This window comes from Ditibartonella choladocola, from assembly GCF_002007565.1.
Lineage (GTDB): Bacteria > Pseudomonadota > Alphaproteobacteria > Rhizobiales > Rhizobiaceae > Bartonella > Bartonella choladocola.
Genome location: NZ_CP015625.1, coordinates 2,559,674 through 2,576,343, shown reverse-complemented (window position 1 = coordinate 2,576,343; position 16,670 = coordinate 2,559,674). Strand labels below are relative to the sequence as shown.

Sequence of the window (16,670 nt, the reverse complement as noted above, 5' to 3'; positions counted from 1 at the left end):
TTGAAAAATGTGTTTGTTGTGATTGAAAAATGTGTTTGTTGCGGCTTGTTGACGACCAACCGGCTTTTTGCCCTCAAAGCCCGTTGGCCGACCTGATAGATACAGGGCAGGTGCCGGAGGTTTCCGGCTTATCATTCAGCGTCTGAAACCGGCATCAACCACATTTTCCATAACGACGAAGGTGGATGTACTTGCCACATAGGGCAAGGTCGAAATTTTTTCGCCAAGAACAATACGGTAACGCTTGATGTCGCTGGTTCGCACTTTCAAAAGATAGTCGAACGAGCTTGCAATCATGTGACATTCTTCCACTTCCCGTATTTTTTTAACGGCGGCGTTGAAAGCCCGCAAAGCTTCTTCTCTTGTGTCGGAAAGTTTCACTTCCGCAAAAGCAATATGTTCAAGTCCCATTTTTGCAGGGTTAAGAACGGCACGAAAGCCGGTGATATAGCCTTCATTGACAAGCCTTTTCAAACGCAATTGGCAAGGCGTTTTGGATAGGCCGACTTTCTCGGAAAGTTCGGTAATAGATATACGGCCGTTTTCAACAAGCGCATCAATAATACGATTATCAATGCGGTCAATTTCACTATTTTTTCTTCCATTAATGTAAAAAACCCCAATAGATAGCTATAAAATAAGAAAAAACGCTAAAAAATACCGTTTTTTATGCAAGAAGTAAACTATAGCCGGTGCTATGATCGCGGCATAACAAGCTTTAAATGCATATCCCCCAATCTTTTTCAAGTTCTAGAAATCTTATCCAGAGTGGAATGAAATAATGACCAGAACACAAAAACTTTTTGCCGAATTTGCGCCTCCCGTCTCCAAGCAGAGCGAACTTCGCAAGAAAATCACCGCAGCCTATCGCCGTCCGGAAACCGAATGTCTGAAACCGCTTCTCGAAGCAGCAACAATTGACGAAAAAACCAAAAAAGACATTGCTGCCACAGCCCGTCATCTTATCGAAACAATGCGGGCAAAATATAAGGGCAATGGCGTTGAAGGTCTGGTTCACGAATATTCCTTGTCGTCGCAGGAAGGTGTGGCGCTTATGTGTCTGGCAGAAGCGCTGTTGCGCATTCCCGACAAAGCAACCCGTGATGCTCTCATTCGCGACAAGGTGGCAGGCGGTGACTGGAAAGCGCATTTGGGTGGTGGAAAATCGCTTTTTGTCAATGCTGCAACCTGGGGACTTGTGGTTACCGGCAAATTATCATCGAGTGTCAGGGAAGGGGAACTGTCTTCCTCTTTGACAGGGCTTATCGCGCGTTGCGGCGAGCCGGTTATCCGCAAAGGAATGGATATGGCCATGCGCATGATGGGCGAACAATTTGTGCGCGGCGAAACCATTGACGAAGCGCTGGAGCGCTCGAAACCGCTGGAAGCACGCGGGTTTCGTTATTCTTATGACATGTTGGGAGAGGCCGCCACAACGGCTGACGATGCCGATCGCTATTATCGCGATTATGAAACGGCTATCCACGCTATCGGCAAAGCCTCGAACGGGCGCGGCGTCTATGAGGGGCCGGGTATTTCCATTAAATTGTCGGCACTTCATCCCCGTTATTTCCGCTCGCAAGCCGACCGCGTCATGGGCGAACTCATGCCGCGCGTCAAACAATTGGCTTTGCTGTGTAAAAATTACAATATCGGCCTCAATATAGATGCCGAGGAAGCCGACCGGCTCGAACTTTCACTCGATATTATGGATAGCCTTTGTTTCGATCCTGATCTTGACGGGTGGAACGGTATCGGCTTTGTTGTGCAAGCTTACGGCCGTCGCTGCCCGTTTGTACTCGATTATCTCATTGATCTTGCCCGCCGCAGTCACCATCGGTTGATGGTGCGCCTTGTCAAAGGTGCCTATTGGGATGCTGAAATCAAACGCGCGCAGGTTGACGGGCTTGAAAGTTTTCCCGTCTATACCCGTAAAGTTTATACAGATGTTTCCTATGTTGCCAATGCCCGAAAACTTCTTTCCGCTCCCGATGCTGTTTTCCCGCAATTTGCAACGCATAATGCGCAAACCATGGCAACGATCTATCATTTGGCGGGGCCTGATAAATACACTGTCGAACAATTCGAGTTCCAGTGTCTCCACGGCATGGGGGAACCGCTTTATGACGAGGTCGTAGGCAAAGATAAAATGCAGCGTCCCGCGCGCCTTTATGCACCGGTCGGAACACATGAAACTTTGCTTGCTTATCTGGTGCGGCGGTTGTTGGAAAATGGTGCCAATTCTTCTTTTGTCAATCGCATTACCGACAAGTCTATCTCGGTTGATGAACTTGTTGTGGATCCGGTGGATGTGGTGCGTAATATGCCTGTTCCCGGTGCCCAGCATGACAAGATTGCTTCACCTGCCGATCTTTTCGGGAAAGACCGCCGCAATTCCGACGGCTATGATTTATCGAACGAAACAGTGCTTGCAGAACTCTCGAAAGAATTTGAGAAAAGTTCGGCATTAAGCTGGCAAGCAGCACCGGCGAATGTCGAAAAGGGCGCAAAATCACGCCCAATCGTTAATCCCGGAGACCATCGCGACAAAGTGGGCGAGGTTATCGAGATTGATGAAAGTGAAGCCAGAAAGATGGTTTCTCATGCTGAAAAAGCGTTTTCATCATGGGCGAAGACTTCCCATCAATCGCGCGCCGAAATTCTTGAAAAAGCAGCCGATCTTATGCAGGCACGTATGCCTTCACTTCTGGCACTTGCGGCAAGAGAAGCCGGAAAATCTATTCCGAACTCTATTGCCGAAGTGAGAGAAGCAATTGATTTCTTGCGCTTTTATGCCGGACAGTTGCGCGCAACTTTTAAAGGCAATGAACAACCTTTGGGGCCGATAGTTTGTATCAGCCCGTGGAATTTCCCGTTGTCGATATTTATCGGTCAATTATCGGCTGCATTGGCGGCGGGCAATACCGTTCTGGCAAAGCCGGCCGAAGAAACACCGCTTATTGCTGCTGAAGGTGTGCGCATATTGCATAAAGCGGGAATCCCGAAGGACGTTTTACAATTTTGTCCGGGAGATGGAAAAATCGGTGCGGCACTGATTGGCGAGAAAGCGACTTCAGGTGTTATGTTTACCGGCTCGACCGAAGTTGCACGTCTCATCCAGAAAGAGCTTTCAACCCGCCTTAATAAGGATAAAAAACCCATTCCGTTTATTGCCGAAACCGGCGGGCAGAATGCCATGATTGTCGATTCGTCAGCTCTTGCCGAACAGGTTGTGGGAGATGTTATCGCCTCGGCTTTTGACAGTGCAGGCCAACGTTGTTCGGCTTTGCGGGTTTTGTGTTTACAGGAAGATGTGGCCGACCGCATTCTGGACATGCTTAAAGGCGCAATGCAGGAATTGCGTATCGGACGCACCGATTTTATCGGTACCGATATTGGCGCGGTGATTACCGCAGAAGCCAGGGATAATATCGAAACGCATATCGAAACAATGCGCGCTATGGGCCATAAAGTGACCCAAGTTTCCCTTCCCGATATTGCAAAAGAGGGAACATATGTAAGCCCCACTCTTATCGAGATCGATTCGATTGGTGAATTGAAGCGTGAAGTTTTCGGGCCGGTCTTGCATGTTGTGCGTTATAAACGCAAAGATATTGAAAAGCTCATCAACGAAATCAATGCAACCGGATATGGTCTGACATTCGGGCTTCATACAAGACTGGATGATTTTGTCGATTATGTTTCAAGCCATATTCAAGTGGGCAATATTTATATCAACCGCAATATCATCGGCGCGGTGGTCGGCTCGCAACCATTCGGCGGAAGGGGATTATCCGGAACCGGCCCCAAAGCCGGTGGGCCTTTATATATCGGCCGCCTCGTCAAACAGGCTCCCGACCCGCAATTTTCTGTTGGGCAAAGCAAAAATGAACTCATCGACAGTTTTGCCGATTGGCTTCAAAAAAACGGAGACTCATCCGATGCAGCTTTTGCAAAATCATTAAACGGGAAGTCACCGCTTGGCGTCGCCATCAATTTGCCGGGGCCGGTTGGGGAAAGCAATGTCTATTCCCTTCATAGCCGCGGAAAAATTCTCTTGTTTCCGCAAACAAAAAGCGGGCTTTACCGGCAGCTTGCAGCGACATTTGCAACCGGCAATATTGCCGTGATTGACGCGGCTTGCAAATTGCAACAATCGCTTTCGGATTTGCCAAAGCAGCTTTTACCGAATGTCAAATGGTCAGAAAATTTGAATGCCGACGGGCCTTATGCGGGTGCGCTCATTGAAGGCGATGAAAATAGCATTATAGAGAAACAGAAAATTATAGCAGCCCTTTCAGGTCCTATAATTCTCACACAAGCAGCAACAAGCGAGGAGCTTGCATCAGGTGAACTCCCCTATAATCTAGGTTATCTTATTGAAGAAGTTTCGACTTCGGTGAACACAGCCGCAGCAGGGGGCAATGCAAGCCTGATGACAATCGGCTGAAGACCGGCAATGATTATTGCTGATTGCAGATATAGTCATCACCACCGGAATATCCGTTCCGGTGGTTTTTTTGTTGATAAAGCGACTTTGGAAAAAGGTTATTAACTTTCGCACTTTAACGTTGAAAAAATGAGTTTCGTTAAAAGGCAATCTTTAAAAATTGCCGCAATCCAGTTTGAGTGCCATGCGTAATCTGAAAACAAATCCGGTCTCTTTAAATCCTGTTGCCAAACCCGCTTCTGGCGCCACTACAAAGCCAGATGAAGCGGTTTCTGGCGCACCATCACAAACGCAATATCCCACCATATGGAAAAAGGCTTTTGCCCTCGGCCAGAATGTACGTTTCACACGCACACCGGAAGTCGAGCTTGTGCGCAAACGGGTTGAAAATGATCCCGATTTTGCGGAAAAATTGAAGGCTTTCGAGCTTGAACAAAGGCAAAAGCGTGAAAACGTGGCCTTGAAAGAGGAGCTTTCAGAAAATAAAGAATCGGTTACACTTGCCGGAACCACGCCCTTGGAGCAGGGAAAGACTCAAGTTCGCTCCTTGCAAGACGAAGTAATTGCTTCTGTCCAACGCAAAAATATCGAACAGAATTATAGCGTCAAATCTGTTTACACCCGCCCTCAAAATAGTGGTGCCGCTCAAATCCGGAATGAAACTTCTACGCAAGAAGCGGTGGCCGAAGTAGAAAAGGTGGTCGAAGTAGAAAAACAGGCATCCGAAATCAATACGCCTGCCGATATAAAACCGTTTTATCTTTCCGATTCGGCATTTTTTGAATGCGGTCCGGATATTCTGGAAAAACTGGCAACGTTCATGCCGCAAAATGAAAGCGAGCCTCGAGCAGTTGAAACGCCGCTTAAAAGTGAAAACACCATCGCTCAGGAAACAAGCACGAACGTAAATCCGCCTATAATGGATACAACTCCTGTTGCGGTTGAAAAGAAGCCCGTTGTGACTGTACAAAAAATGTCACTTGACGGGGCGCTCACGTCGTCTGCTTCCCAATTACCGCCAGTGGCTTCCACTTTAATGACGGGCAATGCAAGCGAAGAAAAAAGCGGCTTGAAAGTTGAGGAAAAATCTATTGCCGACCTTTATCGGGTGCTGGAATGCCGTTTCCCGAAAAAGCATGGAAGTGTTTCTGAAAAACCAACAGAAAAAGCGGAACAACCAATAGAACAACAGGTGGCAACACCCGATGTTACTCAGTCGACAAGTACTGAATCAGGGGCTGCAACTCCTGTTGCACATGATGCGGCAGTTCAAGCGCCTGAAACATCGGCGAGAGCCGGTGTAGAAAATACAAATACAGTTATCTTTGATGCCGCACCGCAATCTATCGTCAATCAAACAGCGGTAACGGAAAATGTATCCTTGTCGAGTGTCAGTCCGGCAATCACTCCCCGATTGACTGAAACGCCTGTTCTACAAGTCGTAACACCATTGCCTGACAATTCTGTTGTCACCAGCTTCAATAATCAGGGGCAAGTGGTTATTGAAAATGCAGGTGTCGAGAAGAATCTGCAAAATACGGCCGGTGACGCGCAAACGAGTGAACCTGTTAGCGTTACTATATCCCAAGCAGCACCGCAAAATCCGGCTACCGCTTCCCCGTCGGCGCAGCAACAGCCAATTGCTCCATCTGCCGGAATTATTGAAGACATTGAACCGGTAAAAACCGCCGATGCTCCCTCCGGTCAATCGCTTTCACAGGCTGTAACGCCCCAGCAGAGCGGAGAAGAAAAGGCTCCCGAACAAAAGGAAAAATCGCAAGCTGTTGCGCAAATTGCAACAACAGCTCCAGTCGCAACGACCGCGCAAAATGCAACAACTGCGCCAATGGCAACAAAAGCGACGATTTCTGCGCCATTCCGCACGCTCAATCCGGCTTTTATTCCGAGCCCGAAATCCCAAAGCGACGATTCTTATATTTTCCCTTCAATCGACCTTTTGCAGGAGCCGGAACATAAAGATGGTGCGGTGATTTCTCAGGAAACACTCGAACGCAGCGCCGGACTTCTTGAAAGCGTGCTGGAAGATTTCGGTATAAAAGGCGAGATCATCCATGTCCGTCCGGGGCCGGTTGTCACCATGTATGAATTCGAGCCGGCAGCCGGTGTCAAATCATCGCGCGTTATCAGTCTTTCTGATGATATTGCCCGTTCAATGTCGGCCATTTCCGCACGTGTTGCGGTTATTCCGGGGCGCAATGTTATCGGCATAGAATTGCCGAATAAAGTGCGCGAGACCGTTTATTTACGCGAGATTATCCAGTCCAAGACATTTCAGGATAGCAATTACAAGCTTCCGCTTGCTCTGGGTAAAAATATCGGCGGTGAACCGGTCATTGCAGAACTTGCAAAAATGCCGCATCTGCTTGTTGCCGGTACCACGGGTTCGGGTAAATCGGTGGCAATTAACGCCATGATTTTGTCTCTGCTTTATCGTTTGAAACCGGAGCAATGCCGCCTTATCATGGTTGATCCGAAGATGCTTGAACTGTCTATCTATGACGGCATACCGCATCTTCTCACTCCGGTAGTGACCGACCCTAAAAAGGCTGTAACGGCGTTGAAATGGGCGGTGCGCGAAATGGAAGACCGCTATCGCAAAATGGCAAAACTCGGTGTGCGCAATATTGACGGCTTCAACCAGCGAGTCAGTGCGGCTGCCGAAAAAGGCGAAACCATTACCTGTCGTGTCCAGTCCGGATTCGACAAGGAAACCGGCGAAATGCTTTATCATGAAGAGGCAATGGATCTTTCGCGCCTTCCCTATATCGTCATTATTGTTGATGAAATGGCCGACCTGATGATGGTTGCCGGTAAAGAAATCGAAAGTGCAATCCAGCGTTTGGCACAAATGGCACGTGCTGCGGGAATTCACCTTATCATGGCAACGCAACGCCCCTCGGTTGATGTTATTACCGGCACAATCAAGGCGAATTTCCCGACCCGCATTTCATTTCAGGTTACCTCCAAGATTGATAGCCGCACGATTCTTGGCGAACAAGGTGCAGAAACATTGCTGGGGCAGGGCGATATGCTCCACATGGTAGGCGGTGGCCGGATTGTTCGTGTTCACGGCCCCTTTGTTTCGGATGAAGAAGTCGAACACGTTGTGGCACATTTAAAGACACAAGGCACACCCGATTATCTTGCAACGGTGACGGATGGCGAAGATGAAGAAGAATCTATCGAGGACGCTGATTCCATTGCCGATATTGTGGCCGCAGGCAGTGCGGGAGAAAATGTCGAAGAACTCTATTTGCAAGCGGTCAAAGTTGTCATGCGCGACAAGAAATGTTCAACATCCTACATCCAGCGCCGTTTGGGTATCGGTTACAACAAGGCCGCGACATTGGTTGAACGCATGGAGGCTGAAGGCATTGTTGGTCCCGCCAACCATGTGGGAAAACGTGAAATTCTACTAAACCATGGTCATGAATTTTGATAATTCAGTGGCCGGAATAATTCGCGAGAAGGTGTAGACAGTGATGTCTGCACCTTTTTGCTTTTTAGAGATCAAATCCCGTTATTTTTAAAAAATGGATAGCACCGTTTTAAATATTAGGGGTGATTGATAATCTCCCAAAAAAACGACGGAATTCGGCATATGTTTGAACGATAGCCGAAGAGCGAGGCAAAAATTTATAAACGCTGATAACGATATTTCCTGATTCCTTTTGAAACTCTCGGCTCTTTCCTGTAAAAGAACAAATTAACATTTCTTTAACCGGTGGAGCAATTCTTGGCATTTCTGGATTTTCTATCTGAAAGTACAATCAGAAACGCTTTTTTGAGCGGCAAGTGTTCTTTCGTGCTTGACCGCAATGCATCGGTTTTATTGTGGCTTGACGGTGCTGCTCTTTCGTTTTTCGGCTTTTCATCACTCACCGATGCACTTGATCGGGAAGAGATTTTCGATAGTGCAGTCAAGCGCCAGATCGAAAATGGCATCAAAAGCGGTCGTCCGGTTCATTTGCGCGGGAAAAGCGGATCGGCACGCTCTTTCAAACTTTCACTCATATCCGGCGAAGCTCATGCATTAAATGAAATGCATGGGAAAAATGCGCGAGACGATCAAAAACAGTTTATCTTTGTCTCGGAAGTTCATTCGACCGGAGCAGCAAACGGGTCAAGCAAAGCGGCAAATGAAATAAATCGGAATCTTTTAATCACTCAACCGGAAGCACTTCTTGAAGGACTGGAAGACAATCATATTTCGGCTGCTATTTTTGGTGACGGAAACGAAATTCTTGCACAGACAGGAAATTTTCAGCCGCTTGGCGATGCATTGCAAATTTTTCTTTCTTCTATTGACGGTTTTTCACCCGTTAAAACCTTGATGAAAAATGGCGGGGGAAAAGTACAGGTCAATGCTATTCGCCTTTGCGAAACACCGCAACGTTTTCTCGTTCTTTGCTTCAATATCGCGACTATAAATGAAAACGCAGCCGACCGGAACAATCTGAAGACAAATGAAAAGCCGGCCCGTTTTACATGGCAAATGGACAAAAACGGTGCGTTCAGCAATTTTTCCGACGCGTTTTATGATTGTGGTGGTGACGCTGAAAAATTGCTTGGCCGTTCGCTTGCCGATCTTGATAATGAATATAAGAATGCCGGTTTTCTAAAACTCAAAGAAAAAATTTCGCAATGCATCGCCTTTCAAGACGAAGTTGTTCGTTTTCCAACTAAAAGGGAACACGCGAATTTGGAAGTCTCTTTGTCAGGCCTTCCTGTTTTGTCGCTTGATGGAAAATTGGACGGGTTTCGCGGCTTTGGCACAGTGAAGGCTCCGGTCGACGGGCAGCTAAATCCACAGAACGGGAATCAGAATGCTGCTTCTGTTGCAACCGTCGAAAATAAGTTAGCACCACAACCGGAAAAGCCGGTTGAAAACGAAACAATTCAATCGCAATTATCGACGGGAAGCGCGCCGGAGGACGCAGACAAAACGGCTCTTGGGGGCCAAGAAAATCAATCTAATCAAACATTGCAAGAGCAAGATACCGGTTCGGCTTTGAACAGTTCGGAACGCTCGGCTTTTCGTGAAATTGCAGAACGTTTGCGCAGTGAATTACAATTGCCCGCCGTGGCGCGGCCGCTTTCAAAAGCTGTAAAAACCGATAAAACAGCTCATGACGAACAATTATCCGGAGAAAACAAGTTTATCCCCGAACGGTCTTCGCTTCTCAATTTGCTGGATACAGCAACAGACGGCTTTGTTTTTCTCAATAATGACGGCTCTATAGAGGGGTTTAGCGCAGCCGCTTCGGCACTTACCGGCTATGATAAAGAGGATGTGGCCGGTCGACCGTTTAAAAGCTTGTTCCGGACGACTTCCGAAGAAGCAATAAACGACTATCTTGCAGCACTTGAAAGCGGTGGTGCAAAACGATTGTTCAACCGCGGTCAATCGGCTGATATTCAAACAAAGTCTGGCGATGACATTCGTGTTTTTGTCACTCTTGTACCGCTGACCAATCAAAAAGGATATGCGGGTCTTTTGCGCGATATGACGAATGTATCAGTTCCAAGCCAGCCAATTTATGATAACGAGGTTTTTGCGCAAACCATCCACGAGATCAGAACGCCGCTTAATGCCATGATCGGTTTTGCCGATATTATGCGGGAAGAACGGTTCGGCCGCATAGAAAACGAGCGTTATCGCGGCTATTTGCGCGATATTGTTTCTTCCGGAAAACATATCTTGTCACTCGTCAACTCCTTTCTTGAAAAGGCAAAATCGCGTTACGAAGAAAAAACGCGCTCTGGAGAAACGAATAGCGAAACGGCAATAGACAACCGTCAATCGTCAGTGCCAAGTTTTGACGTTATCCAGCAATTGAGAAAATCGGTTGCATTGTTTGAAAATCAGGCAAACGAAAACGGCATTATCATTCGCATTACCATGCCGCCAAAAATACCGGCAATCGGAATTGAGGCACAGGAATTCAGGCAAATTATTTTCAATCTTCTGTCAAATGCTATCCGTTTCACCCAACGTGGCGGGCAAATTGTGGTGCATCTTTCAACGACAGACAAAAATTATGTAAAATTATCGGTGAGCGATAATGGTATCGGCATGAATGAGGAAGAAATGGCACGCGCCCTTCAACCTTATGGACAGGTTGCAAGAAAAGACGGACGTGCGGGAGATGCAGTCTTTACCGGTACCGGTCTTGGCCTGCCGACGACCAAAGGGCTTGTCGAAAAAATTGGCGGAAGGCTTATCCTGCTATCAAGACCGGGACAGGGAACAACAGTAGAAGTGTTTTTCCCCGTTCACCGTTTGTGAAATAAAGCGGAAATTTTAAGTGCTCGTCCTGAAAAGCCTTTTAAAAATATAACGGGTCTTAAAACAGCGCATTCAAAACCGCATTTTTTGACTCAGCATATGCGCAAATAAGATCTTCAATGCAGGCGTTATTTGATAAGGGGGAACTGCATCACTTTAAATCAAGCCGGAATTTTAAGTGTTTTTAAGCGGGCTGGCACACTCCGGTTTCTCGAATGGCCAGCACTTTGTATGATTTCTCAGGGCAATTCCAATGCCTGAACGATCGCACTCATGAGCTTTTTAATTTTATTGTAAATTGCGCTTTATCAAAACGCTTATTCACAAATATTATTTTTCGGCATTATTTTTTGGCAGCCAGCAGATCGCGTATTTCGGTCAGCAATACCTCGTCCCGGGGAACCGGCTTTGGTGCAGGGGCCTGCTGCTCTTTACGGTGCATTGCATTGATTGCTTTAACGACAATGAACAGCACCCATGCAATAATAAGAAAATTGATGAGCAATGTAATGAAATGGCCATAGGCAATTGTAGCACCGGCTTCGCGCGCTGCTGCAAGAGTTGTCTGTTTTTGACCGGCAAGCTGGATGAACATGTTGGAAAAGTCTATGCCACCGGTAATAAGCCCGATGACCGGCATGAGCAAATCGTTGACAATAGAATTGACAAGGCCGCCAAAAGCACCGCCGATAATAACACCGATGGCCAGATCAATCATATTGCCCTTTAGTGCAAATTCCCGAAATTCTTTCAGCATTAGCCTTTTCCTCGCCTCTTCATAGTCGTTTTCAATTCTCACAATAATCAACGTTGATTACGCTACGATCCTAAAATATGGCACAATAACAGTAAGAAAAGGCTTTTGTTATTATTTCCTCCAGATTACCACGAAAATATCGCGTATAGTTTGAAAAATTAAAGTTTATTGCCACCGTTTTCGGGTGGATTATCGTTATTTTTAAAGTCGTTTTTAAACTTGTCGAAGAAATATTTCATTGTGTCATAAGCCTGATCCATATCCTGTTTGCTAGGCAGACCCGTTGTGGCTTTATTTTGTTGAAGCTCGGCTATTTTATCTTTCAACGTCTTGATTTCCTGTTCATAGCGCGCGCGTTCGTCACCGGAGATAGCGCAGGTTATTTTCCCGTCTTTATCAAGACATTTGTCGATGCTGCCGGTATCGGTATCAAGGCGCAAATAACCGTCATCGACTTTTTGAAATTCAAAACGATGATCGGCTGCAGAACCGATTGTTGTCAAACCGATGGCACAGCAGGATGCAAGAACAAGTGTTTTAAGAAAAGTCGACATTTTTATCCCTTGGTTGAAACTCTCATATCCTTTATATAGGGATGAACAAAAATATTTCCCGTTCAATGGACTTTGATGTTCAACGAAATAGCATATTGGCTCGAAAGCTATGGCCTTGATTTATAAGATTGTGTCGAAAGACGAATGGAAAAAAGCCGAAGATTCAGGCGTTTTTTCTGGTGCTGCGGTCGATATTACCGATGGTTTTATCCATTTTTCAACTGCCGAACAGGTGGCAGAAACGGCAAACAAACATTTTAAAGGTCAAACCGGTCTTTTGCTTATCGCCGTTGACGAAGATGAACTTGATGAAGAGGCACTGCGTTATGAAGTGTCTCGTGGCGGGGCGTTTTTTCCTCATCTTTATGGCAACTTGTCGCTTGAAGCTGTTGTCGGTGTCAGTCCTTTCGAGGCTGACGAAAACGGCCTATTCGAGTTCAGCGAGGTATTGCCATGAACCTTTATCGTTCTTATTTGCGCCCGTTGATTTTTTGCCTTTCACCCGAAAAAGCCCACAAGCTTTCCATCCTTGCATTGAAGGCGGGCTTCGGTTCGGGGGAGGCAATCCATGACCAACGTTTGAGTGTGAACATAGCCGGACTGGAATTTCCGAACTTTTTAGGTTTGGCTGCCGGATATGATAAAAATGCCGAAGTTCCCGATCAAATATTGCGTTTGGGGTTCGGCTTTAGCGAAGTTGGCACAATCACGCCGCGCCCACAAGCGGGCAACCCTCAACCCCGTCTTTTTCGTCTTCGTGAAGACGAGGCTGTTATCAATCGCATGGGGTTTAACAATGAGGGGCATGAAGCTGCCCATAAACGCCTCGCCAAGCGCAAAAAGCAGGGCATTGTCGGGGTCAATATCGGCGCGAACAAGGATTCGGACGATCGTATTCTCGACTATTCGCGCGGCATTCATTGCTTTTATGATGTTGCAAGCTTTTTCACCATCAATATTTCATCACCGAACACACCGGGCTTACGGAATTTGCAAGCCCGTGACAGTTTGAAGGAATTGCTCCTGTCGGTGAGCGGGGCGAGAGCGGAAGAAAAACAAAAGACGGGTGTTCATGTTCCGGTCTTTTTAAAGATAGCTCCTGATTTGACTGAAGAAGGGCTTGATGATGTAGCCGCCGAACTTCTCGCCTCGGATGTTGACGGGCTTATTGTTTCCAATACGACACTTTCCAGAACAGGTCTTCAAAATAAAAGCTTCAGCGGCGAATCGGGCGGGCTTTCCGGCAAGCCGTTATTTGAACGCTCGACAATTATTCTTGCAAAAATGCGCAAGAGATTGCAGCAGCAAAAACCGATCATCGGGGTGGGCGGCGTTTATGATGCGAAAACGGCACTCGAAAAAATCAAAGCCGGAGCCGATCTTGTCGAACTTTATAGTGCGATGGTTTACGAAGGTGCAGGGCTTGCGCGACACATTCTGGAAAATGTGCTTGAAACCATGGAAAAAGATGGAGTGGGGAAGATAGGGGAATATCGCGACCTGTCTCTCGATGAATGGGCAAACCGCAAAATCCCTGATTAGGAGCACGTGCACTAAAAACCTGGTTTCCCAAAAGTGCCCAAGCAGTGCCTGAAAAGTGCGAAGCGGTTTTCAGAGAAAGCACTGCGATAAGTAAAAAGTACGGTTTTGGGATAAACCCAAGTGCATTAAAGACTTGGTTCCCCGAAAGTGTCCAAGCAGTGCCTGAAAAGTGCGAAGCGGTTTTCAGAGAAAGCACTGCGACAAGTAAAAAGTACGGTTTTGGGATAAACCCAAGTGCATTAAAGACTTGGTTCCCCGAAAGTGCCCAAGCAGTGCCTGAAAAGTGCGAAGCGGTTTTCAGAGAAAGCACTGCGACAAGTAAAAAGTACGGTTTTGGGATAAACCCAAGTGCATTAAAGACTTGGTTCCCCGAAAGTGCCCAAGCAGTGCCTGAAAAGTGCGAAGCGGTTTTCAGAGAAAGCACTGCGACAAGTAAAAAGTACGGTTTTGGGATAAACCCAAGTGCATTAAAGACTTGGTTCCCCGAAAGTGCCCAAGCAGTGCCTGAAAAGTGCGAAGCGTTTTTTAGAAAAATATAACGCGAAGATAATCGCTATTTGGGGCTTAAACATTCAATAAAGTTGAAAGCCGATTTTTTAGCCATGATTCTATCAACGTTCCGTATGGCAAAGGGGCAATAACCCTCTTGGACAGTTTTTAACTTCTTCGCTATCGGCGGATTTCTTCGGCTCGGCTATTTGAAAAAACGGCAATCTTCACTATTTTTGCATTTTATAAAAAACAAAAACCCGACGAAAATACCAATAAATAGGGTTAAAATGCGTTAAGGCACTTGCAAAATTGTTCGATCTTCCGTATGTCACCGGTCGGAATGTTTAATTCCGCCGATGCGGTTGTAGCTCAGTTGGTTAGAGCGCTGGTTTGTGGCACCAGAGGTCGTAGGTTCAACTCCCACCAACCGTACCATTTTTTTTCAAGCTTGATTTCTTTTATTTTAGTCCGGCCTTTTGTGGTTCCGGAGTTAGCGTTTTATCCCTGTTGAAGATGGTTAAAAGCCAGAACATCCAATTTAAAAAAATGAATGATTAGGCTGTTGTTTTTCAAGACTCCCTATCACGGCGGATGGATCGAATAACGTAAAAAATAGCAAGCAGAACAGGCGACGTTAAATTCTTTTGAAGCTATATCCGGCTAAAGATAAATCATATCAACGGATAGGCATTTCATCGCATAAGCCTGTTTTGTGGGACTTTTGCGCGTCAGTGAAAGAAAAATGGCTGTCTTTTTTGCTAAGACAAGAAATTAACGGGGCGTTCGTCATTGCGAAAATGGAAAGCCTGCTTTCAAATGATGGACATTGAAAAAAGAAATATTTTTAGAAGATATCTTCCTTTTGACTAACCTTTATAAGGCAGGAACTTGTATAATCTATATAATGAAAATGCGCGACACTGTTGTCGGAGGGAAAAACTCAACCGCTGCGATAAATTTAAGGCAAAACCGGAAAATGAATTCAAAACGGTTTTCATGATTTGGCAAAAAGCACGTGAAAAACGAACAACCGGTTGACAAAAGGCCAAGCCCGTCACAATTTTTGCCTGTCACATTTTTTGAAAGTAGATAATCATTCTCTGTTGACGATATAAATTTCGATTTGGTGTTTTATGACGGTAAAAAAAACAAAAAAGGCAAAAGATAAAAATACAAAAATACAGCACGCTTATCTCAAGAATATTTATGGCGTGAAAAATTGGAACGAAGCGTCGGAGTGGCTGGCTTTTCGCGGTATTGAAGACATTGAATGTATTACCCCCGATCAGGCCGGTGTCGCTCGCGGCAAAATGATGCCGTCAAACAAGTTTACCTCCGATACGTCACTTGCGCTGCCATCTGCTGTGTTTATGGCAACAATTTCCGGCGATTATCCCGAAGATGGCAACGGTTTCCATTATCCCGCCGATGACGGTGATTTGCGTCTCGAACCCGATCTTGCGACTTTAAGCGTTGTCCCGTGGGAAGATGATCCGACCGCGCAGGTTATTTGCGATATTGTTTACCAGAGCGGTAAACGGGTTGAATTTACGCCGCGCAATGTTTTGCGCAATGTCGTTGAATCCTACACAAAATTGGGATTGAAGCCGGTCGTTGCACCGGAAATAGAGTTTTATCTTGTCCAGAAAAATCCTGATCCCGATTATCCGTTGACACCTCCCGTCGGCCGCTCCGGTCGCGCAATCGGCGGCGGGCAGGGCTATTCCATTGCCGGTGTTAACGAATTTGATGAATTGATTGACGATATGTATCATTTTTCCGAGGCGCAAGGCCTGGAAATCGACACATTGATTCATGAAGAAGGGGCAGGCCAGCTTGAAATCAATTTGCGTCACGGCGACCCGATCGAACTTGCCGATCAGGTTTTTCTGTTCAAGCGCACGATACGTGAAGCGGCTTTCAAACATGATATGTATGCGACTTTTATGGCGAAACCCATTCAGGGCCAACCGGGGTCGGCCATGCATATTCATCAATCTATTGTCGACATGAAGACCGGCAACAATATTTTTACCCGCGCGGATGGCAGTGAAAGTGAGGCTTTCCGGTATTTTCTGGGCGGGTTACAAAAACATATGGCAAGTGCAATGGTCATGCTTGCACCATATGTCAATTCCTATCGCCGTTTGGTTCCCGATCTTTCGGCACCGGTCAATCTCCATTGGGGATATGACAATCGCACAACCGCTTTCCGTGTTCCCCGTTCGGCGCCTCAGGCACGACGGGTTGAAAACCGCCTTCCGTCGTCCGATGCCAATCCTTATCTCGCACTTGCGGCATCTCTTGCTTGCGGCCTCATAGGGCTTGTCGATAAACTCAAGCCTGATGAACCGTCCTCGCAAACTGTCAATGCCGATCATGTGGATTTGCCAAGGGGCCTTGTCGAAGCTGTAGCGCTATTTGATGAAAATAAACGGTTGCGTTCAGTGTTGGGGGATGCATTTGTAAACACCTATTCGGCAATCAAAAGGCAAGAATTTGAAACCTTCATGGAAGTTATCAGTCCTTGGGAGCGGGAATATTTGCTGCTCAATGTTTAGGATA

At 46.5% G+C, this 16,670-nt stretch carries 10 protein-coding genes and 1 tRNA gene; 8 read left to right on the top strand and 3 right to left on the bottom strand.

Annotation, left to right across the window (positions count from 1 at the left end):
* Positions 1-135 precede the first annotated feature (135 nt).
* A complete protein-coding gene (locus BBC0122_RS11150) occupies positions 136-585 on the bottom strand; it encodes an Lrp/AsnC family transcriptional regulator (RefSeq protein ID WP_210188154.1) in 450 nt (149 codons plus the stop codon).
* Between the two features lie 196 nt (positions 586-781).
* Between BBC0122_RS11150 and putA the strand changes: the two genes are divergently transcribed.
* The 3 genes from putA to BBC0122_RS11135 all read left to right on the top strand — a co-directional run bounded on the left by putA (position 782) and on the right by BBC0122_RS11135 (position 10,760).
* Entirely contained in the window at positions 782-4,450 is a 3,669-nt protein-coding gene (gene putA, locus BBC0122_RS11145) for a trifunctional transcriptional regulator/proline dehydrogenase/L-glutamate gamma-semialdehyde dehydrogenase (protein ID WP_077993841.1), read from the top strand.
* A 160-nt stretch (positions 4,451-4,610) separates the two neighbouring features.
* Entirely contained in the window at positions 4,611-7,910 is a 3,300-nt protein-coding gene (locus BBC0122_RS13230; protein ID WP_225868116.1) for a DNA translocase FtsK, read from the top strand.
* Between the two features lie 297 nt (positions 7,911-8,207).
* On the top strand, positions 8,208-10,760 hold the full coding sequence (locus BBC0122_RS11135; RefSeq protein ID WP_077993840.1) for a PAS domain-containing sensor histidine kinase: 2,553 nt from the start codon (positions 8,208-8,210) through the stop codon (positions 10,758-10,760).
* A 343-nt stretch (positions 10,761-11,103) separates the two neighbouring features.
* On the opposite strand, the gene mscL is transcribed toward BBC0122_RS11135, so the two are convergent.
* Positions 11,104-11,517: a large conductance mechanosensitive channel protein MscL gene (gene mscL, locus BBC0122_RS11130; protein WP_077972829.1), complete on the bottom strand. Its 414-nt coding sequence runs from the start codon at positions 11,515-11,517 to the stop codon at positions 11,104-11,106.
* A gap of 158 nt (positions 11,518-11,675) precedes the next feature.
* Positions 11,676-12,071, bottom strand: a complete 396-nt coding sequence (locus tag BBC0122_RS11125; protein ID WP_077993836.1) for a hypothetical protein — start codon at positions 12,069-12,071, stop codon at positions 11,676-11,678.
* A gap of 109 nt (positions 12,072-12,180) precedes the next feature.
* Here BBC0122_RS11125 and BBC0122_RS11120 point away from each other — a divergent pair, with 109 nt between their 5' ends.
* The 5 genes from BBC0122_RS11120 (at position 12,181) to BBC0122_RS11100 (ending at position 16,666) form a co-directional block, all read left to right on the top strand.
* On the top strand, positions 12,181-12,528 hold the full coding sequence (locus BBC0122_RS11120; protein WP_077993833.1) for a DUF952 domain-containing protein: 348 nt from the start codon (positions 12,181-12,183) through the stop codon (positions 12,526-12,528).
* The gene (locus BBC0122_RS11115; protein ID WP_077993832.1) at positions 12,525-13,613 is read left to right on the top strand and encodes a quinone-dependent dihydroorotate dehydrogenase; all 1,089 of its coding nucleotides are present in this window, start codon (positions 12,525-12,527) and stop codon (positions 13,611-13,613) included. The genes BBC0122_RS11120 and BBC0122_RS11115 overlap by 4 nt, the downstream gene beginning before the upstream one ends.
* A gap of 44 nt (positions 13,614-13,657) precedes the next feature.
* Complete coding sequence (locus tag BBC0122_RS11110) at positions 13,658-14,152, top strand: hypothetical protein (RefSeq protein ID WP_077993830.1); 495 nt, start codon at positions 13,658-13,660, stop codon at positions 14,150-14,152.
* A gap of 311 nt (positions 14,153-14,463) precedes the next feature.
* Positions 14,464-14,540, top strand: a tRNA-His gene (locus BBC0122_RS11105).
* A 698-nt stretch (positions 14,541-15,238) separates the two neighbouring features.
* Positions 15,239-16,666, top strand: coding sequence for a glutamine synthetase family protein (locus tag BBC0122_RS11100; protein WP_077993828.1), 1,428 nt, complete (start codon positions 15,239-15,241; stop codon positions 16,664-16,666).
* Positions 16,667-16,670 lie beyond the last annotated feature (4 nt).

Bases quoted from the DNA above. Each gene is read 5' to 3' on its own strand.
- BBC0122_RS11100 (WP_077993828.1), top strand. From the start codon at position 15,239: ATGACGGTAAAAAAAACAAAAAAGGCAAAAGATAAAAATACAAAAATA.
- putA (WP_077993841.1), top strand. From the start codon at position 782: ATGACCAGAACACAAAAACTTTTTGCCGAATTTGCGCCTCCCGTCTCC.
- mscL (WP_077972829.1), bottom strand. From the start codon at position 11,517: ATGCTGAAAGAATTTCGGGAATTTGCACTAAAGGGCAATATGATTGAT.
- BBC0122_RS11125 (WP_077993836.1), bottom strand. From the start codon at position 12,071: ATGTCGACTTTTCTTAAAACACTTGTTCTTGCATCCTGCTGTGCCATC.
- BBC0122_RS11120 (WP_077993833.1), top strand. From the start codon at position 12,181: ATGGCCTTGATTTATAAGATTGTGTCGAAAGACGAATGGAAAAAAGCC.
- BBC0122_RS11115 (WP_077993832.1), top strand. From the start codon at position 12,525: ATGAACCTTTATCGTTCTTATTTGCGCCCGTTGATTTTTTGCCTTTCA.